This window comes from Bradyrhizobium sp. CAR08, assembly GCF_052871955.1.
Genome location: NZ_JBIXJX010000013.1, coordinates 173,506 through 192,997 on the forward strand (window position 1 = coordinate 173,506; position 19,492 = coordinate 192,997).

At 65.5% G+C, this 19,492-nt stretch carries 19 protein-coding genes; 5 read left to right on the top strand and 14 right to left on the bottom strand.

All coding sequences use genetic code 11. The features are described from left to right. Positions 1-308: 308 nt before the first annotated feature. From ACIPUD_RS26255 to ACIPUD_RS26310, 12 genes are all read right to left on the bottom strand, one after another. Positions 309-2,429 (bottom strand): sodium-translocating pyrophosphatase, encoded by a 2,121-nt coding sequence (locus ACIPUD_RS26255; RefSeq protein WP_085357407.1) that lies wholly within the window; start codon positions 2,427-2,429, stop codon positions 309-311. 235 nt (positions 2,430-2,664) lie between these two features. Then, entirely contained in the window at positions 2,665-3,663 is a 999-nt protein-coding gene (gene thiL / locus ACIPUD_RS26260; protein ID WP_446481823.1) for a thiamine-phosphate kinase, read from the bottom strand. Positions 3,664-3,839: 176 nt separating this feature from the next. Then, positions 3,840-4,337: a transcription antitermination factor NusB gene (gene nusB / locus ACIPUD_RS26265; protein ID WP_007611091.1), complete on the bottom strand. Its 498-nt coding sequence runs from the start codon at positions 4,335-4,337 to the stop codon at positions 3,840-3,842. Between the two features lie 2 nt (positions 4,338-4,339). Beyond that, the gene (ribH, locus tag ACIPUD_RS26270) at positions 4,340-4,831 is read right to left on the bottom strand and encodes a 6,7-dimethyl-8-ribityllumazine synthase (RefSeq protein WP_018456854.1); all 492 of its coding nucleotides are present in this window, start codon (positions 4,829-4,831) and stop codon (positions 4,340-4,342) included. Between the two features lie 72 nt (positions 4,832-4,903). Next, positions 4,904-5,527, bottom strand: a complete 624-nt coding sequence (locus ACIPUD_RS26275) for a riboflavin synthase (RefSeq protein ID WP_018456855.1) — start codon at positions 5,525-5,527, stop codon at positions 4,904-4,906. Then, entirely contained in the window at positions 5,527-6,675 is a 1,149-nt protein-coding gene (gene ribD / locus ACIPUD_RS26280) for a bifunctional diaminohydroxyphosphoribosylaminopyrimidine deaminase/5-amino-6-(5-phosphoribosylamino)uracil reductase RibD (protein ID WP_085357405.1), read from the bottom strand. The genes ACIPUD_RS26275 and ribD overlap by 1 nt, the downstream gene beginning before the upstream one ends. Beyond that, the gene (nrdR, locus tag ACIPUD_RS26285; RefSeq protein ID WP_007603426.1) at positions 6,672-7,154 is read right to left on the bottom strand and encodes a transcriptional regulator NrdR; all 483 of its coding nucleotides are present in this window, start codon (positions 7,152-7,154) and stop codon (positions 6,672-6,674) included. The genes ribD and nrdR overlap by 4 nt, the downstream gene beginning before the upstream one ends. Before the next feature lie 29 nt (positions 7,155-7,183). Next, positions 7,184-8,482, bottom strand: coding sequence for a serine hydroxymethyltransferase (gene glyA, locus ACIPUD_RS26290; protein WP_446481824.1), 1,299 nt, complete (start codon positions 8,480-8,482; stop codon positions 7,184-7,186). Between the two features lie 247 nt (positions 8,483-8,729). Next, positions 8,730-8,951, bottom strand: coding sequence for a hypothetical protein (locus ACIPUD_RS26295; RefSeq protein WP_018456859.1), 222 nt, complete (start codon positions 8,949-8,951; stop codon positions 8,730-8,732). A 37-nt stretch (positions 8,952-8,988) separates the two neighbouring features. After that, a complete protein-coding gene (locus tag ACIPUD_RS26300) occupies positions 8,989-9,225 on the bottom strand; it encodes a hypothetical protein (protein WP_026233256.1) in 237 nt (78 codons plus the stop codon). Positions 9,226-9,427: 202 nt separating this feature from the next. Next, positions 9,428-9,946 carry a transcriptional regulator LdtR gene (gene ldtR / locus ACIPUD_RS26305; RefSeq protein WP_018456861.1) on the bottom strand — a complete coding sequence of 173 codons (519 nt, stop codon included), beginning with the start codon at positions 9,944-9,946 and terminating at the stop codon, positions 9,428-9,430. A gap of 406 nt (positions 9,947-10,352) precedes the next feature. Continuing rightward, the gene (locus tag ACIPUD_RS26310; RefSeq protein WP_247369760.1) at positions 10,353-10,850 is read right to left on the bottom strand and encodes a DUF6163 family protein; all 498 of its coding nucleotides are present in this window, start codon (positions 10,848-10,850) and stop codon (positions 10,353-10,355) included. A gap of 122 nt (positions 10,851-10,972) precedes the next feature. Between ACIPUD_RS26310 and hemB the strand changes: the two genes are divergently transcribed. The 3 genes from hemB (at position 10,973) to ACIPUD_RS26325 (ending at position 13,859) form a co-directional block, all read left to right on the top strand. Continuing rightward, positions 10,973-12,034 carry a porphobilinogen synthase gene (hemB, locus tag ACIPUD_RS26315; RefSeq protein ID WP_018456862.1) on the top strand — a complete coding sequence of 354 codons (1,062 nt, stop codon included), beginning with the start codon at positions 10,973-10,975 and terminating at the stop codon, positions 12,032-12,034. A gap of 345 nt (positions 12,035-12,379) precedes the next feature. Further along, entirely contained in the window at positions 12,380-12,949 is a 570-nt protein-coding gene (locus ACIPUD_RS26320; protein ID WP_446481825.1) for an RDD family protein, read from the top strand. A 133-nt stretch (positions 12,950-13,082) separates the two neighbouring features. Further along, positions 13,083-13,859, top strand: coding sequence for an arginyltransferase (locus tag ACIPUD_RS26325; RefSeq protein WP_018458387.1), 777 nt, complete (start codon positions 13,083-13,085; stop codon positions 13,857-13,859). Positions 13,860-13,980: 121 nt separating this feature from the next. Here the strand turns inward: ACIPUD_RS26325 and ACIPUD_RS26330 are convergent, their stop codons facing one another. Continuing rightward, the gene (locus ACIPUD_RS26330; protein WP_018458388.1) at positions 13,981-15,333 is read right to left on the bottom strand and encodes an Nramp family divalent metal transporter; all 1,353 of its coding nucleotides are present in this window, start codon (positions 15,331-15,333) and stop codon (positions 13,981-13,983) included. Positions 15,334-15,500: 167 nt separating this feature from the next. Here ACIPUD_RS26330 and ACIPUD_RS26335 point away from each other — a divergent pair, with 167 nt between their 5' ends. Then, positions 15,501-16,745 carry an MFS transporter gene (locus ACIPUD_RS26335; RefSeq protein ID WP_018458389.1) on the top strand — a complete coding sequence of 415 codons (1,245 nt, stop codon included), beginning with the start codon at positions 15,501-15,503 and terminating at the stop codon, positions 16,743-16,745. A 114-nt stretch (positions 16,746-16,859) separates the two neighbouring features. On the opposite strand, the gene ACIPUD_RS26340 is transcribed toward ACIPUD_RS26335, so the two are convergent. Next, the gene (locus ACIPUD_RS26340; protein WP_026233569.1) at positions 16,860-18,119 is read right to left on the bottom strand and encodes an adenylate/guanylate cyclase domain-containing protein; all 1,260 of its coding nucleotides are present in this window, start codon (positions 18,117-18,119) and stop codon (positions 16,860-16,862) included. Between the two features lie 184 nt (positions 18,120-18,303). On the opposite strand from ACIPUD_RS26340, the gene ACIPUD_RS26345 reads away from it, so the two are divergent. Then, positions 18,304-19,461, top strand: a complete 1,158-nt coding sequence (locus ACIPUD_RS26345) for an MFS transporter (RefSeq protein WP_018458391.1) — start codon at positions 18,304-18,306, stop codon at positions 19,459-19,461. The last annotated feature ends 31 nt before the right edge of the window (positions 19,462-19,492 follow it).

A 19,492-nucleotide genomic window follows, 5' to 3' on the forward strand; every position in this document is an offset into this window, starting at 1 on the left:
TCGAGAGCGCGCCGCGCGCGGAGCACCACACGCGTGCTGCGGAGCTCCCTAAGATGCCGCTGACAGTCTCTCGTATTTCTAGAACTCGGCCGGTTAAGCAACCCTAAATGTGCGCACGCGTAGGGTGCACATTTTCGGGCGGCTTACGCCCTTGGCATCGATGGATCGCTCTGATGACCGGATTGTTGCGTTCCGCGTCCCGCCGGGCGGGTTTCATGTTCAGATGATGCGCCGGCCTCCGGCAGCACACACGCAAAGAAAGACCCCGCAGGCCTGCGCCGCGGGGTCTTCGTTCAGCAACGTCTACCTCAGTGCGCCAGGACTGCCAGCAGCAGCAACGCCACGATGTTGGTGATCTTGATCATCGGGTTCACCGCCGGACCGGCCGTGTCCTTGTAGGGATCGCCGACGGTGTCGCCGGTCACGGCCGCCTTGTGGGCGTCACTGCCCTTGCCACCGAAATGACCGTCCTCGATGTACTTCTTGGCGTTGTCCCAGGCGCCGCCGCCCGAGGTCATCGAGATCGCGACGAACAGGCCTGTCACGATCACGCCGAGCAGCATCGCGCCCACGGCCGAGAACGCCGCCGACTTGCCGGCCGCCCCGCCCCCCGCGATCGCATAGATCACGAAGTAGACGAAGATCGGTGACAGCACCGGAAGCAGCGAGGGGATGATCATTTCCTTGATCGCCGCCTTGGTCAGAAGATCGACCGCCTTGCCGTAATCCGGCTTGTCGGTGCCCTGCATAATGCCCGGCTTCTCGCGGAATTGTCGGCGGACCTCCTCGACGATCGCGCTCGCCGCGCGGCCCACGGCGGTCATGCCCATCGCGCCGAACAGATACGGCAAGAGACCGCCGAACAACAGGCCTACCACGACGTAGGGATTGTTGAGCGAGAAGTCCGGTTTGACGCCGGCGAAGTAGGCGTGGTGCGCGGAGTCCGCAATGAAGAACTTGAGATCCTCGTTGTAGGCCGCGAACAGCACCAGGGCGCCGAGACCGGCGGAGCCGATCGCGTAGCCCTTGGTCACCGCCTTGGTGGTGTTGCCGACTGCATCGAGCGCGTCGGTCGACTTGCGAACCTCCTTCGGCAGGCCTGCCATCTCAGCAATACCGCCGGCGTTGTCGGTCACCGGACCGAAGGCGTCGAGCGCGACGACCATACCGGCGAGCGCCAGCATCGTGGCGGTCGCGATCGCGATGCCGAACAGGCCGGCGAGGCTGTGGGTGACCAGGATGCCGGCGATGATGACGATCGCGGGCAGCGCGGTCGCTTCCATCGAGATGGCGAGGCCCTGGATCACGTTGGTGCCGTGGCCGGTCACCGAGGCCTGGGCGATCGACTTCACCGGACGATAGTCGGTGCCGGTGTAGTATTCGGTGATCCAGATGATCAGCGCGGTGACGGCAAGGCCGACCACGCCGCACTCGAACAGCGCCATGCCGGTATAGTCGACGCCGGCGAGCTTGCCGAAGCCGATCAGGTAATGGATCACACCGGCGATGCCGACCAGCGAGAGGACGCCGGTTGCGATCAGACCCTTGTAAAGCGCGCCCATGATCGACTGGCTCGGCCCGAGCTTCACGAAGAAGGTGCCGATGATCGAGGTGATGATGCAGATGCCGCCGATGGCGAGCGGCAACGTCATCATGTCGGCGAGGATCGGCGTCTTGGCGAAGAAGATCGCCGCCAGGACCATGGTGGCGACCGCGGTCACCGCATAGGTTTCGAACAGGTCGGCGGCCATGCCGGCGCAGTCGCCGACATTGTCGCCCACGTTGTCGGCGATGGTGGCCGGGTTGCGCGGATCGTCCTCGGGGATGCCGGCCTCGACCTTGCCGACGAGGTCGCCGCCGACGTCCGCACCCTTGGTGAAGATGCCGCCGCCGAGACGAGCGAAGATCGAGATCAGCGAGGCGCCGAAGCCGAGCGCCACCATGGCGTCGATGACGACGCGGCTGTCAGGCGCAAGCTTCAGCGAATGGACCAGGAAGCCGAAATAGAGGGTCACGCCAAGCAGCGCGAGACCCGCCACCAGCATGCCGGTGATGGCGCCCGCCTTGAAGGCGAGCTCGAGACCACCCGCGAGCGACGTGGTCGCCGCCTGGGCGGTGCGCACATTGGCGCGGACCGAGACGTTCATGCCGATGAAGCCGGCCGCCCCCGACAGGATCGCGCCGATGGCAAAACCGATCGCGACGTAGAGTCCCAGGAAATAGGCAAGCAGCACGAAGATGACGATGCCGACCATCCCGATCGTGGTGTATTGACGCCGCAGGTAGGCCTGGGCGCCTTCGCGCACCGCTGCCGCGATTTCCTGCATGCGCGGAGACCCCGCATCCGCGCTCAACACCGAAGACGTCGCCCAGATCGCGTAGACGACGGAAAGCACTCCGCAGAGCACAATCAACCATATTGCTGTCATGTGATTTTTTGCCTCAGATCCTTGATGAACGTACCCCCGGCGCCTTTTGTTTTCCGTCGTGCGGTGCGGCGCCTTGATTTTGAAGAAGGCCGCTCCTTGCCCGAAGGCGCGGCCTTAGTCGGTCACGACCTTGCCAAAATCAAATTGAGGGTGCAACGCCAGATAAGGCCGAAAAGCCGATCTCGGCAGGTATTTAGCCTGTCTTGGCAGCCGGGACGCCGGTTTGGAGCAATTCCTAGAAGTGGCTGTAGGAGAGCCGCTTCAAGACCAGCTCCTGGCCCTGCCCGTCCAGGAAGCGCGGCCGCTCATGGCCCGCGACGATCGTGCCGATGGCCGTGACGGCAAGGCCTGCCGCACGCCCGAAGGCAATCAGCGCGTCGGCTTGCGCCGGCGGAACGGTGCACAGCACCTCGTAATCGTCCCCTCCGGCCAGCAGCGTCTCGACGGAAACGACCTTGCCTGCGATCAGGCCGGCGGCAGCGGCCGAGAGCGGCACGCTCGTCACGTCGATCGTTGCCGAGACGCCTGATGCCGCACAGAGCTTGGTCAGATCTCCAGCAAGGCCGTCGGAGACATCCATCGCAGCCGTCGCATGGTCACGCACGGACTGCGCGAGAGCATTGCGCGGCTGCGGCACGCGATAGCGCGAGATCAGCGTCTCGCGCGCGTGCGGATCGGAGGCCAGCGCATTCGCGACCGCGCCGCCCTTGAGCACGTCAAGGCCAAGCGCGGCGTCGCCGATCGTCCCCGTCACCAGGATACGGTCGCCCGGTTGGGCGCCGGTGCGGCCGACCATCCGCCCCTGCGGCACGCGGCCAAAGGCGGTAATCGAGATCATCTGCGGCCCCGGCGTCGACACCGTGTCGCCGCCGAGCAGCGGACAGACGAAGGTTTTCGCATCCTCGCCGAGCGCGTCCGCGAACGGCCTGAGCCAAGCGTCTTCCTTGCTGCGCAGCGCCAATGTCAGCACGAAGCCGGCCGGCACGGCCCCCTTGGCGGCGAGATCGGACAGGTTCACCCGCAGCGCCTTGCGCGCGATGGTATCGGGCGGATCGGTGGCAAGATAATGCACGCCCTCGACCACCGCGTCGGTGGTGACGACGATGTCGCTGCCGAGCGCCTGCAGGATGGCGGCATCGTCCACCAGCCCCAAGGCGCCGGGATCAGTCGCCAGCGGCTTGAAATAGCGCGCGATGAGGGAGTCTTCGGCGGAGGGATTGTGCGGGTTTGTCATCAGCGTCAGCCACACACTTCGCTGTCATCGCCGGGCTTGACCGGGCGATCCAGTATTCCAGAGACGATCGTGTGACATCGATAGGCCGCGGCGTACTGGATCACCCGCCTTCGCGGGTGATGACGGCGGAATATGGGGCAGCCACATTGCATCAATTCACCGCCCTGCGCCTCAATTCACCCCCGCCCGAACTCGTCACCGCGAAACTGGCGGCCGATCTGGTCGAGCACCGCGTTGACCATGCCGGTCTCCTCGCGGTCGACGAAGGCATTGGCGACGTCGACATATTCGGACACGACGACGCGGCCCGGCACGTCCTTGCGGTGTTCCAATTCGTAGGCCCCTGCCCGCAGCACCGCGCGCAGGATCGCTTCGATGCGCTTCAATGGCCAGCCCTTCGACAGCGCCTCGTCGATCAGCGGATCGAGTTTCTTCTGGTCGCGCACGACGCCGGAGACGACGTCGCGGAAGAACGCCGCTTCCGCCGGGAGATATGTGTCGCCCTCGACCTCGTTGCCGAGCCAGTGGCTCTCGAACTCCGCAAAAATGTCGTTGATGCCGGCACCGCCGATATCCATCTGGTACAGCGCCTGCACGGCTGCGAGCCGCGCCGCACCGCGCCGGTTCGCCTTCTTCTCCGTGCCGGCCGGCGGCTTCTTGTTGTTATCGGCCATGATCAAGCCCGCGCCAGCCGGCGCTTTATGCGCAGCATCGCAATCGCGGCCCGCGCGGCATCGCCGCCCTTGTTCAGCTCGCTGGCGCGCGCCCGCGCCCAGGCCTGCGCCTCGGTGTTGACGGTGAGGATGCCGTTGCCGAGCGGCAGCTTTCGCGCCACCGCCAGGTCCATCAGCGCGCGCGAGGATTCCTGCGAGACGATCTCGAAATGGATGGTGTCGCCACGGATCACGCAGCCGAGCGCGATCGCGGCATCATAGGGCTTGCCATTGGTCGCCGCGGCGTCAACCGCGATGGCGATCGCCGCAGGAATCTCCAGTGCACCGGGAACCGTGATGACGTCGTGGGTCAGACCGGCCGCCTTCAGCTCGGCCACCGCGCCTTCGAGCATCGCGTCCTGGAGATCGTCATAGAACCGCGCCTCGACGATCAGCGCGCGTGCGCCGGAAACGTCGGTCTGGTCCTTCAGGGGTGCGCGCCGCGCGTCTGCCATCGTCAAATCCGTTCCACAGGGGTTGGCGCTATGTAGTCGCCACCAGCGGGTAAGCCAAGTTTAAAGACGCCGTCACTTCATTTCCGTCAGCCGCGCCGCGTAGCGGGCCATCAGATCGACCTCGATATTGACCTCATCTCCCGCCTTCCAGCCGCCGATCGTCGTGACCGTCAGGGTGTGCGGGATGATCAGCACCGAAAAGGTCACGTCCTTCACCGTATTAACCGTCAGCGAGACGCCGTCGAGCGTGATCGAGCCCTTGGTCGCGATGAACCGCGCCAGCTCCCGCGTCGTGGAGAGCTCGAACCGCGCCATGTCGGGCAGGTCCTCGCGGCTGACGAGGGTCGCGATGCCATCGGCATGGCCGGCGACGATATGCCCGCCAAGCTCGTCGCCGATCTTGAGCGCACGCTCGAGATTGAGCCTGGTGCCGACCCTCCAATGCTTTGCGGTCGTCAGCGCCAACGTCTCGGCCGCGGCATCGACGTCGAACCAGGTCCTTTGAGCAGAGTCCTTGCCGCCTTCGACGCCGGAAGCAACCACCGTCAGGCAGACGCCGTTGCAGGCGATCGAGGCGCCGTCCGCAATGGTGGTCTGCTCGTAGCGGCAGGCGATGCGCAGCCGGTGCAACTGGCCCTGCGCCGTCGGCGTGAAGCCGACGATCTCGCCGATATCGGTGACAATGCCGGTGAACATCACGCGCGCTCGTAGATGGTGAGAGTATCCTGATCGAAGGTCTCGCTAGCATGAACCTTGTAGGCCTGCGACTGCGTGATTTTCGACAGGGGCAATGCAGCGAGCGCATCCACCCCGTCGGCGCCCACCGCTTCCGCGCCGTGGAACAGCCAGATCTCGTCAACGAGGTCCGCGGCGATGAAGGACGCCGCGACGCGGCTGCCGCCCTCGACCATCAGCCGCGTGATGCCCTTGCCGGCCAATGCATGCAGCACGGCCGCAAGATCGAGTCCCGAGGCATTGCCGGGCGGCACGCGGATCACCTGCGCACCGGCCGCACCGAGCCGCGTGGCGGCCGCGGCCTCCGCGAGTTCGGAACCCACCACCCATAGCGGAATCTCGCGCGCGGAGCCCACGAGCCTGCTTGCGCCGGGAATACGCAGATTCTGGTCGAGCACCACCCGCACCGGCGAGCGCACCGCCATGCCCGGCAGGCGGCAGTCGAGCTGCGGATCGTCCGCCAGCACGGTGCCGATGCCGACTAGGATGGCGTCGCTTTGCGCGCGGAGGAGATGCACCCGGTTGCGCGCCGCCTCGCCGGTGATCGCGACCGGCTTGCCGCCGGCCGCGCCGATCTTGCCGTCGGGCGAGACCGCGAGCTTCAGGATCACATGCGGGCGGCGATCCCTGATGCGACGGAAATGCCCGGCGTGATCGAAGGCGGCTTCGCGCGCGCACAGACCCACATCCACCATGATGCCGGCGGCGCGCAGGCGTGCGTGGCCCTGACCGGCGACTTCCGGATTGGGATCCTCGATCGCGGCCACCACGCGTTTGATGCCGGCGGCGATCACGGCGTCCGCGCACGGTGGCGACTTGCCGAAATGCGAGCACGGCTCCAGCGTGACGTAGAGCGTGGCGCCTCGCGCGGCCTCGCCTGCGCGCCGCAGCGCTTCAGGCTCGCCATGCGGCCGTCCGCCAGGTTGGGTCCAACCGCGGCCGACGATCACGCCGTCCTTGACGATGACGGCGCCGACGGCGGGATTGGGCCAGGTACTTCCCTGCCCGCGCCGGCCGAGCGCCAGCGCAAGCTCCATGAAGCGCCGGTCGGCATCCCTGGACTCGCGCGCCTTCTGCGCGAATTGATCCTCCAGGATGCGGAAGATCATTTGCGGATCGCGGCGAGCCGCGCTTCCTCCTCGCCGGAGAGCTCGCCGAGCACGTCGGCGAAATCCTTGGCCTCGCGGAAATTGCGGTAGACCGAGGCGAAGCGGACATAGGCGACGTCGTCGAGCGTGCGCAGATGCTCCATCACGGTCTCGCCGATCACCTCCGAGGAGATTTCAGCCTCGCCCCCGGTCTCGAGCTCGCGCACGATGGTGGAGACCATCTTCTCCACCCGTTCCGGCTCGACCTGCCGCTTGCGCAAGCTGATCGACACCGAGCGCATCAGCTTGTCGCGGTCGAACGGCACGCGGCGGCCGTTGCGCTTGATCACCGTGAGCTCGCGCAGCTGCACGCGCTCGAAGGTGGTGAAGCGGAAATTGCAGGCGACGCACACGCGCCGCCTGCGTATCACGGAAGAGTCCTCGGTCGGACGCGAGTCCTTCACCTGCGTATCAAGACTGTTGCAGTTCGGGCAGCGCATCCGTTGACCTTGACCGGTTTTCTTGAGCCTTACTGATAGATCGGGAAACGGTCGGTGAGCACCTTGACCCGTTCCTTGATCGCGGCTTCCACCAGCGGCGCCTTGCCGTCGTCGGACTGCGCGATCGCGTTGAGGACTTCGGCGATCATGCCGCCGACCTGCTGGAATTCAGCGACACCAAAGCCGCGCGTGGTCGCAGCCGGCGTGCCCAGACGAATACCGGAGGTGACGAACGGTGACTCGGGATCGAACGGAATGCCGTTCTTGTTGCAAGTGATGGCGGCGCGAACCAGCGCCTTCTCCGAGGCGTTGCCCTTCAGGCCCTTCGGCCGGAGGTCAACCAGCATCAGATGATTATCGGTGCCGCCCGAGACAATGTCGAACCCGTGGCCCTTCATCGCCTCCGCCAGAGCCTTGGCGTTCTCGACGACGTTCTTGGCATAGACCTTGAAGTCCGGCCGCAGCGCCTCGGCGAAGGCGACCGCCTTGGCCGCGATGACATGCATCAGGGGGCCGCCCTGCAGGCCCGGGAAGATCGCCGAGTTGAATTTCTTGGTCAGCGCCTCATCATTCCACAGCATCAGGCCGCCACGCGGACCGCGCAGCGACTTGTGGGTCGTGGTGGTGGTGATGTGCGCGTGAGGCACGGGCGAGGCATGCACGCCGCCGGCGACGAGACCGGCGAAGTGCGCCATGTCGACCAGGAGATACGCGCCGACGCTGTCCGCGATCTCGCGGAAGCGCTTGAAGTCCCAGGCGCGCGAATAAGCCGAGCCGCCGGCCACGATCAGCTTCGGCTTGACCTCCTCGGCCTGCTTGGCGACCGCGTCCATGTCGATGATCTGGTCCTCGCGGCGCACGGTGTAGTGCGCGGCCTTGAACCACTTGCCGCTCATGTTGACCGGGGAGCCGTGGGTGAGATGGCCGCCGGCCGCGAGATCGAGGCCCATGAAGGTGTCGCCGGGCTGAAGCAGCGCCAGAAACACCGCCTGGTTCATCTGGCTGCCGGAGTTCGGCTGCACGTTGGCGAAGTTGGCGCCGAACAGCTTCTTGGCACGATCGATCGCGAGGTTCTCGGCGACGTCGACCCACTCACAACCGCCGTAGTAGCGCGCGCCCGGATAGCCTTCCGCGTATTTGTTGGTCATCACCGAACCCTGCGCTTCCAGCACGGCACGGCTGACGATGTTCTCGGAGGCGATCAGCTCGACCTCGTGGCGCTGGCGGCCGAGCTCGCCCTTGATGGCGGCTGCGATTTCCGGGTCAGTCTGCTCGAGCGAGGCGGTGAAAAACGAATCGGGCGCGGAGGCGGTTTTGGCGAAGGTCATCTTGCGAATATCTCCACCGCCGCAGCCTTTTGGCGGGCTACGGGCGGGTCTGGTGTGGCGATCGGAAGCGGCGAGCGCGATCTACCACATCGCCCGCAACAGGCCAAGGGTTTGCGGGTCGGACCTATGATTTATGCAAGATATGGTGGGATTGGAGGATTGGGACGACGGGGTGGTATCCGGCGTCCATGTCCAGGAAAGGTCCGCTTTGGACTCGAAAGGCCGCGCGGGTGCGAGCGGCCGGCCTCTACAGCCCGGTATACCCCGCCTTCACGGGATCCACGCTACCGTCGAGCTGCCGCAGATAGGTCAGGCCGCAAACCGTCAACCTGTGGGTGTCCTTCTCGCCGGCTTCCATCAAGGTGGTGATGTAGTTCGTGACCTTTTCCCGCGCCTCCGCGCTCGCCGCGGACGTGCGGTTGGCGAGCAAATCGTAGGTATGCATGATCCGGTCGATGGCAGCTTCCATGGCACCCTCTGGTTCTTGCCGCGTTTGGGAGTTGAGATCAGGCAACCGCTTTGGCCTCGGACTGCGCCTCGAACCTGACAATGGCCTTGTTGGCCAGCCTGATCTTGTTGAATTCGCCGTGCTGGAGCAGCTTGATGACGATCTCGAGCAGGCGTTCGTCGGTGACGAGGGTGTCCCGGATCGCGCCGGAGCGGCGAAGATAGTTCGCGGCGATGGCGTAGGCCTCGCTCACGAGTTCCACGTTCATCACCCCCACGCCACGCTCGACCAGCATCGTCAGCCTCCGATCCGGAGGAGATAAGCATCGAACCGGGAACTCGTTCCCTGGTGTCGGGGATTTTTTTCGCAACCGCGAAATGGAAAAACGCACCGGTCCGGACACAGCCGGGCCGGCGCGCTTGGGGAAGCTCAGGCACGTTCGGGAGGCTTGCCGGTCTTGTTGCGGGCCGGCTTGGCCTTGTCCCGTCGAAAAGAACTCAGAGACGATACAGGATTTGGTCGGTCCAGAACCGCTCGAGGCGGTGCAGCGATTTGTTCAGGGTCGAGAACTCCTCGCCCGAGATGCCGCCGACCTGTTCGACCGTCTTGACGTGCTTCTGGTAGAGCGAGTCGACGATGCGGCGGATTTCCTGGCCCTGCGGCGTCAGGCGGATGCGCACCGAGCGGCGATCGACGCGCGAGCGCTGATGGTCGAGGAAGCCGAGCTCGACGAGCTTCTTCAGATTGTAGGAAACGTTGGAGCCGAGGTAATAACCGCGCGTGCGCAGTTCGCCCGCGGTCAGCTCCTTGTCGCCGATGTTGTAGAGCAGCAGCGCCTGCACCGAGTTGATGTCCGCACGGCCGCGGCGATCGAACTCGTCCTTGATGACGTCGAGCAGCCGGCGATGCAGCCGCTCCACCAGAGTCAAAGCTTCCAGATAGAGCGTCTGCACCGAACCCTGCTGGCCGGAGACGCGCTCTGCGGTATCTGCCGCAGTTGCGACGGCTTTCATCATGACACTTCCCCTGTTGTCGTTTTTATCGACACTCATTCGACGAAACTTGTGTCCCGTCTGATAGGTGCAACTTAAGGGGCTCGTTTGAAGATCGGCTTAAATAAGAGAATAAAGAGATCATGAATTTAAGACAGTGAATTGCGGATTAAGCCTGTCCCACAAGCACTTTTCGCAACAGTCTGTTGACTCTCGCAAGGTCCTGTTCACCCTCCGTCCGCCCCGATTGTCGCATTCCAGAACAGCCCCGCCCCGTTTCGAAACGGCCGCGTAAGAGCTGTGGCGGAACACGCTGGTTAGCGAAAACTTACGTCGAATTTTACGCAACCAACCGTCAACCAAGCGCGACAATCTCGTGTCCCGGACCAGCACAGCGAAGCCGAGCGCAGAGTCGGGGCAAGAGAGTTTGCTATGGCGGTCGTTCGCGTGCGGCCATCCAAGCGAGCGCGAGATAGGCCGCCAGCATGAAGGCTTCGACGCCGACCACGATCAGGCTGCCGCCGTAGATGCCCGGGAACATCAGCTCGATCACCGCCATCGACACCACGGTCGTCAGCCACACCACGGCGCCCCAAGGCGTCGCCAGCCACAGCCCGACCGCGGCAACGAGTTCGATCACGGCGAAGTAAATGGTGGAGGCCTGCCAGGCCATCGACTGGTTCTCGAAGGCCTCGTCCTCGCCGCCCACGAAGCCCGTCACCTGCGCCCAATGATAGAGGCCCTTGAGGATCGAGAGCAGCGCCATCACCCGCAGGAACAGCACGAGCCGGCGCGTCCAGACATTGTCGTCGGATTCAGCCCGCTCCGACGAGATCGCCGCCACCGACATGGCGCTGTCTCTGGCATTGTCTCGGACGGCATCCCTGGTGCTGTCGCGGGCCGCATCGCGGGTGGAGATCTCGGACATGCCCCCTTCTGGCTGCTTTGCCCCGCAAAATCAATCGGCTGCCATCTTTTGCGACAGGTCAACCCGCGGTGACGGGAACCATGCGAGCTGGTATAAGAATAATTCCAGCCGGAGGAAAAGTAATGGCGATCAAATACGGACGTCCGATCGAGTTGCGCGAGGTCTCGCGCCGGGATGGCACTGGGGCCTCCCCTGCCCTCGATCTGACCGTCCGCCCGCGCCGCAACCGCAAGGCCGAATGGGCCCGGCGCATGGTGCGCGAGAACGTGCTCACGACGGACGATCTGATCTGGCCGCTGTTTCTGATCGACGGCAACAACAAGCGCGAGCAGATCGCCTCGATGCCGGGTGTCGAGCGTCTCAGTGTCGACCAGGCCGTGCGCGACGCCGAGCGGGCGATGAAGCTCACCATCCCGTGCCTCGCGTTGTTTCCCTACACCGATCCGTCCCTGCGCGACGAGGAGGGCTCGGAAGCCACCAACCCGAACAATCTGGTCTGCCAGGCGGTGCGCGCGATCAAGAAGGAATTCCCGGAGATCGGCATTCTCTGCGACGTCGCGCTCGATCCCTTCACCAGCCACGGCCATGACGGCCTGATCTCCGACGGCAAGATCCTGAACGACGAGACGGTCGCTGTGCTCGTGCGTCAGGCCCTGGTGCAGGCCGAAGCCGGCTGCGACATCATCGCGCCCTCCGACATGATGGACGGCCGCGTTGCCGCGATCCGCGAGGGCCTGGATCGCACCGGCCTGCTCGACGTGCAGATCATGGCCTATGCCGCAAAATACGCCTCCGCCTTTTACGGCCCGTTCCGAGACGCCATCGGCTCGGCCAAGACGCTCACCGGTGACAAGCGCACTTACCAGATGGACAGCGCCAACACCGACGAGGCGCTCCGCGAGGTCGAGCTCGACATCGCCGAGGGCGCCGACATGGTGATGGTCAAGCCCGGCATGCCCTATCTCGACGTCGTCCGTCGCGTGAAGGACACGTTCGCGATGCCGACCTTCGCCTATCAGGTGTCCGGCGAATACGCGATGATCGCGGCCGCCGCCAACAACGGCTGGCTCGACGGCGACCGCGCCATGATGGAGAGCCTGCTCGCCTTCAAGCGCGCCGGCGCCGACGGTGTGCTGAGTTATTTCGCACCGAAGGCGGCGGAGAAGCTGCGGACGCAGGGGTAGGCCCCAAGGTCGTCCCGGCGAAGGCCGAGCGCCCCTGTCTCTAATCGTCGTCCTGGCGAAAGCCAGGACCCATACCGGGTGATCTAGCGAGAGCACGCGGTATCGATACCGGCGAACGTACTAACTTCCAGTTTTCGCCAAGCTTGTCCCTGGGGTAATGGGTCCTGGCTTTCGCCAGGACGACACTGAGGGTGTGGCGCCGCGTCCTTTCCTCCCGCCTCCGCCGCCCCCGAATCGCCGGAATATTTCGGCTTGTTAATCTCGGCGCCCTTGGCACGCGGACGGCCTGTTCCCATGTCCTTCCACGGGAGTCCTGCCACGGGAGTTTCCCTCGGGAGAATGGTCATGTCGTACTCGGACTCGGGCAATGCCTGGCGCAATGACGGTGGGGCGCAGCCACATGCCTACGATCCCTATCTGCACCCGGAACTGTTCCGCGGCGTTGCGACGCGGCGGGTCTTCGCCTTCCTGATCGACATGGTTGTGATCTCGGTGCCGGTGATCCTCGGCTACCTCTTCATCGCGGTGTTCGGCGTGGTCACGCTCGGCATCGGCTGGGCGCTGTTCTGGCTGGCCTGGCCGGCCTCCGTGATCTGGGCCATCGTCTATTACGGCGCCTGCATCGGCGGTCCGTCGTCCGCGACCATCGGCATGCGCGTGATGGATCTTGAGTTGCGCACCTGGTACGGCGCGCCCGGCTATTTCGTGCTCGGGGCCACCCACGCCGTGCTGTTCTGGGTGACCGTCTCGTTCCTGTCGCCTTTCGTCGTCCTGGTCGGCCTCTTCAACGGCCGCAGGCGCTTGCTGCAGGATTTCTTGTTGGGAACGGTCGTGATCAACAATTCCGTTCGTGCGCCGGTGCCCCAGGGCGCCAGGACCTACCGATCAGCGACCTTTCGATCAAGGACCTACTGATCAACCAACCTGGATCAAGAACCTATCAACCTGGACCCGCTATGCTGTCCGATCTGACCTGCCGAGTAGACCGATTGACCGGGGGCTTTCGTAGCGCGATGCTGATGCACATTTTGGAGGCCCACGACGTCCCTTGACCCAGCACTCGCGCGACACCCCACAATTTTACCTCACGGCGCCCTCCCCCTGCCCCTATCTGCCGGGCCGGCACGAGCGCAAGGTGTTTACGCACCTCGTAGGTGAGCGCGCCGGTGACCTCAACGACCTCCTGACCCATGGCGGCTTTCGTCGCAGCCAGTCGATCGCCTACCGTCCCGCCTGCGACCAGTGTCGCGCCTGCGTCTCGGTCCGGGTGATCGCCAACGAGTTCCGCCCCTCCCGCAACTTCCGCAAAGTCATCGCGCGCAACGCCGACATCATCGGCGAGCAGCGCAGCGCGGTGCCGACCTCCGAGCAATATTCGGTGTTCCGCGCCTATCTCGATTCCCGTCACCGCCATGGCGGCATGGCCGACATGACCGTGCTCGACTACGCCATGATGGTCGAGGACAGCCACGTCGAGACCCGTATCATCGAGTACCGCAAGCGCGGTCCCGACAGCGGCATCACCGGCCGCGGCGAGGAGTTGATCGCGGTGGCGCTGACCGACGTGCTCAGCGACGGCCTGTCGATGGTCTATTCGTTCTTCGAGCCGGGCGAAGTCAGCCGCTCGATGGGCACCTTCATGATCCTCGACCACATTGCCCGCGCCCGGCGGCAGGGATTGCCTTACGTCTATCTCGGCTACTGGATCGAGGGCTCCAAGAAGATGGACTACAAGGCCCGCTTCCTGCCGCAGCAGCGCCTCGCGCCGTCAGGTTGGCTGCGCATCGACGCGCAAGGCGATGCGACGTCCGAGCCGCAGGATTAGCTCTCCGTCATGCCCCGCGAAAGCGGGGCATCCAGTACGCCGCGGCGCCTCGGCTCAGTCACTACTGTCTCTGGAATACTGGGTCGTCCGGTCAAGCCGGACGACGACAGCCGTGGTGTGGTCACCCGAACAGCGTGTCCGCGAGCAGCTTCAAGTTCAAAACCACGATGATGCCGGCGACGATCCACGCGATCGCCGCGACCCATACCGGTATGACGAACTTGCCCATCTTGCGGCGGTCGGAGACGAAGCGGACCAGCGGGATGACGGCGAAGGGCAATTGCATCGACAACACGACCTGGCTGAATACCAGCAGATCAGCCGTGCCGCGCTCGCCATAGATCGCGGTGACGACGATCACGGGAATGATCGCGATGCCGCGGGTCAGCAACCGCCGCGCCCAGCTCGGCAGGCGCAGGTCGAGAAAGCCCTCCATCACGATCTGGCCGGCGAGCGTCGCCGTCACCGTTGAATTCAGGCCCGAGGCGAGTAGCGCCACTGCGAACAGCGTCGAGGCGATGCCGAGGCCGAGCAACGGAGACAGCAGCTCGAAGGCCTGGCCGATCTCGGCGACGTCGGAATGGCCGCTCTTGTGGAAGGTTGCAGCAGCCACCACGAGGATCGCGGCATTGATGAACAGCGCCAGCATCAGGGCGATGGTCGAATCCGTCGTCGCCCATTTGATCGCCTCGCGCCGGCCTTCGTCGTTGCGCTCATAGGCGCGCGTCTGCACGATCGAGGAGTGCAGATAGAGATTATGCGGCATCACGGTGGCGCCGATGATGCCGATCGCGATGTAGAGCATTTCGGGGTTGGTGAAGATCTCGGTCTTCGGCACAAATCCCCTCAGCATCTCGGCGACCGGCGGGGCTGCCGCGGCAAGCTGGACGGTGAAGCAGACTGCGATCACGACGAGCAGCGCGATGACGAAGGCTTCGAGGAAACGGAAGCCCCGATTCATCAGGATGAGCAGCAAAAAGGCATCCAGCGCGGCGATCAGCGCGCCGCCAATCAGGGGAATGCCGAACAGCAGCTTGAGCGCGATCGCGGTGCCGATGACCTCGGCGAGATCGCAGGCGATGATCGCCGCCTCGCAGGCAAGCCAGAGTAGAAAGTTCACGGCCGGCGAATAGGTCCCGCGGCAGGCCTGCGCGAGGTCGCGGTCGGTGACGATGCCGAGCCGTGCCGCCAGCGATTGCAGCAGGATCGCCATCAAATTCGAGAGCAGGATGACGGAGAGCAGCGTGTAGCCGAACTTGGACCCGCCGGCGAGATCCGTCGCCCAATTGCCGGGGTCCATGTAGCCGACCGAAACCAGATAGCCCGGGCCGACGAAGGCGAGCAGGCGCCGCCACCACACCCCCGCGATGGGGAGGGCGACCGAGGCATTCACCTCGGCCAGGCTCTTTGTCATCGGCGCGTCATTGCGCCAGCCGGCAGCATCTCGGGTCAGATCGGGAGAGCGAGCATCCATGCGGCGAGAATACCGAAGTCGAGCCTTATTGCAACTCATTTGCAACTGCATCTAGCCGCGTCGGTCCCTCGGCGGTCGCTATGTGTCGCCCCTGTCGGGAAGCGGGTGGGTTTGGGAGCCTCCCGAGGCGGATACTGGCGCCAACCCGACTTTGCAGGAAACGAGCCATGTCAATTCCCCCGCGCCTCCCCGAGACATTCAACCGCCTCGCCTGGTCCAATTTGGCGGCACAGTCGGCCGAACAGATCGCGCTGGCCGCGGCCCCCATCGTCGCGGTGCTGACGCTCGGCGTGGCAGAAGGCCAGACCGGCCTGCTCCAGACCGCGCTGACCCTGCCCTTCGTCCTCTTCGCCATCCCCGCCGGCCTGCTGGCCGACCGCATCTCCCGCCGTTCGCTGATGGCGGGCGCCGAGGCGCTGCGGGCCGCGGCCCTTGCAGCGATCGTGCTGCTGCTCGCGCTCGGCGCGCTCAATCTGCCGCTGCTGGCGCTGCTCGGCTTTGCCGCCGTGTGCGGCACCGTCGTCTACAGCGTGGCCGCGCCGGCGCTGGTGCCCTCGCTGGTGAGTTCGGACCTGCTACCGGCGGCCAATGCGCGGATCGAGCTCGCACGCACCATCGCCTTCGCCAGCGGCCCTGCGCTCGGCGGCGCGCTGGTCGGGTGGTGGGGCGCGAGCCCGGCCTTCGGCTTTGCGGCCGCGCTGTCCGCGATCGCCGTCGTGCTGCTCTCCGGCATCTACGAGCCCGCCCGCACGCCGGCGCCACGGCGGCATCCGTTTCAGGACATCCGCGAAGGCGCGGCCTTCGTGTTTCATCATCCGCTGCTGCGGCCGGTGTTCATCACCCAGTTCATCTTCAACACCGGATGGTTCCTGCAGATCGCGGTGTTCGTGCCCTATGCCGTACGTCACCTCGGCCTAAACGCGGTCGGCGTCGGCACCGTGCTGACGATGTACGGTGTCGGCATGGTGATCGGCGCGCTGTTCGCGACGCGGGTGATGAAGCGCATCGCGTTCGGCACGGTCGTCGGCCTCGGCCCCGTTACCGGCTTCGTCGCGGCGGTGGTGATGGCGCTGACGGTGCTGGTCCCCTCGCCCTGGCTTGCGGCCTTGAGCTTCTTTCTGCTCGGCGTCGGGCCGATCCTGTGGGTGATCTCGACCACGACGCTGCGCCAGTCGGTGACGCCGCCTCGCCTGCTCGGCCGCGTCTCCGCCATCAACATCATGAGCTATGGCGCCCGTCCGGTCGGCTCGGCGCTGGGTGCGATCGTCGGCGGCCTGTGGAGCGCCGAAGCGTGCCTCTATCTCGCCGCCGCCGTGTTCGGCGTGCAGGCGCTGGTCATTTGGCTCTCGCCCGCGGTGGCGCTGGACCGGCAGCCGGACATGGTGGGCGATGAGGCGGTGGCGCGGTGTTAGCTGCACCGTCATTGCGAGCGAAGCGAAGCAATCCAGAATCCGTCCGCGGAGACAGTCTGGATTGCTTGGTCGCAAGAGCTCCTCGCAATGACGGAGTATGTTGAAGCAGCCAGCCTAGTTCGCCAGATACCGCTCGTAGCTGCCTGTCACCGGCTCGCTCGCGTCCACCTCCGGATCAAGCGTGTAGAGATCCTGCGCACGGCCGATGCCACGCAGCGCGTAGCGGCCTGTGGAGACGAGATAGCGGCGGCCGGCGGCGTCGAGGCCCTTGTAGAATTCTGCCGATGCCAGCAGCTCGCGATCGACCGAACGGCTCATCGAGGCGATGCGGCTGACCTCGTTCACGGTCGGACCGACCACGGTGAAGTCGAGCCGGTCCTCGCTGCCAATATTGCCGTAGAAGACCTCGCCGACATGCAGGCCGATATAGGCGGACGTGGTGGGACGGCCCTCCGCGCCCCGCCTCAGGTTCAGCGCAGCGACGTTCTTGCGGAACAGATGCTCGGCGCGCAGCGCCGCGCGCCGGGCATGCGCCATGTCTTCACCGGTGAACATCGCAAGCACGCCGTCGCCGATCAGCTTCAGCACGTCGCCGCCGGCGTCGTGGATCGCGTCGATCACGGCCTGCGCATAGTCGTTGAGGAACGGGATGATCTCGTCGGGGCCGATGCTCTCGCTGATTCCGGTCGAGCCGCGCAGATCCGAATACCACAGCACGGCGTTGATGCGCTCGGTGACGCCGCGCGAGATACGTCCGCTCAAGACCTGCTCTGACGCATCGCGGCCGAGATAGACGCGGCCGAGCGTGCGCGCGATGTCGACCTGCTGCGCCGACTTGATCGCGAGCCCCAGCACCGGCACGAGATCGCGCAGCGCGGCGAGTTCGGCGTCGGCGAAGCCGCTGTCGCGTCGCGTTGTCCAGGAGGAGTAGAGGCAGTCCATCTGCCCCAGCGCTCCGGTCTCCCCGAAGCGGTGCACAAAGGCCAGGAAATGGCGATGACCGGTTTCGGCGAGCTCGCCGATTTGCGAAAAATCGAGCGAGGGCGCGTCGGCGAGGTCGATCACCATCTCGTCGTGACCGTGCTCGAGCAAATGATAGAAAACCGACCGGCGCCAATTGTTGGCCGCGTCGCCCTCGGCCGTCGAGCCGTATTCGACGACGTCGCTCTCGTTGGTCGGTGTATCGCTCCAGCGGAAGGCGCGACCCTCGTAGATCGGGTGCAGCGTATCGATGACGACAAGGCCACGCGAGAGTTCCAGCCCCTCGGCGCGGCAGCGCTCGCAGAAGCCGCGCAGCAGTTCGGGTTCGGGCAGGCCGGTGAGCCCCTGGCCGGCCAACCAGTTCATCAGCGCAAGGCGAGAGGTCAATTGCATGCGCCATTATGGCGTGCATTCGTGACGAGCGAAAGGCGGCGCGCGGAGCTTGCGTCGCCAAAGCTCCGCTCACGGCCAAGGCTCCCGCCCGCGGCAGGTCGCATATGTCGCGGACGCTGTTGACGCGCTCCCGCCTCGGGCGGCAAATGCGAATGATGACACCGCCGATCAGAAATACGGGGATATGAGCCAGCGCCAGCTTCCGATCATCCTGGCGCTCGGTACCACGCAGACCCTGGCCTGGGCCTCGAGCTACTATCTGCCGGCGCTGCTCGCCGATCCCATGGCGCGCGATCTCGGTATCTCCTCCAACTGGGTGTTTGGCGCGTTCTCGGCCTCGCTGGTGATTTCGGCGCTGCTCGGGCCGCGCATCGGGCGACAGATCGATCTGGTCGGCGGCCGGCAGGTCCTCTCGGTGTCGAACCTGACGATCGCCGCCGGCCTCGTTCTGCTCGGCCTCTCGCAATCGGTGGCGGTGATGGCAATGGCCTGGCTCGTGCTCGGCATCGGCATGGCGATGGGTCTCTACGACGCCGCCTTCGCCGCGCTCGGGCGCATCTACGGCACCGAGGCGCGCAGGCCGATCACCGGCATCACGCTGATGGCGGGCTTTGCATCGACCGTCGGCTGGCCGCTCACCGCCTGGGGCCTGTCGCATTTTGGCTGGCGCGACACCTGCTTCGCCTGGGCCGCTGCCAATATCCTGATCGGCCTGCCGCTCAATTTCTTCCTGCTGCCGACGATCAAGGGCGCCAAGCAAGCAGCGGCGACAGCGGCGAAGCCGCATCTGCCGCTCGACCGCACCATGGTGCTGCTCGCCTTCATCTTTGCCGCGGTCTGGACCGTCACCGGCGCGATGGCCGCGCATTTCCCGCGCATCCTGGAGGCAACCGGCGCGACGCCGGTCGAGGCGATCGCGGCCGGTGCGCTGATCGGCCCCGCGCAAGTGGCCGCACGGGTTCTGGAGGCAGGCTTCCTCAGCCGCTTTCATCCGCTGTGGTCGACGCGGCTCGCCTGCCTCACTCACCCGATCGGCGCGGTGGTCGTGGCGATCTTCGGCGGCGCCGCGGCCAGTGCGTTTGCGCTATTCCACGGCTCCGGCAACGGCATCCTGACCATCGCGCGCGGCACGCTGCCGCTGTCGATCTTCGGCCCCAAGGATTTCGGCTATCGCCTCGGCATCATCGGCGCGCCGGCACGGATGGCGCAGGCCGTGGCGCCGCTGGCCTTTGGCCTGCTCATCGACGTCATGGGCGCCAAGGTGCTGATCGTCTCCTCCGCGCTCAGCCTCTCGGCGCTGGCCGCGCTGTTCATGATCCGCGCGCAACCGCGGCCGGATTGACCGGGCCGGAGCTTTCGCGCACAAGCGCAGC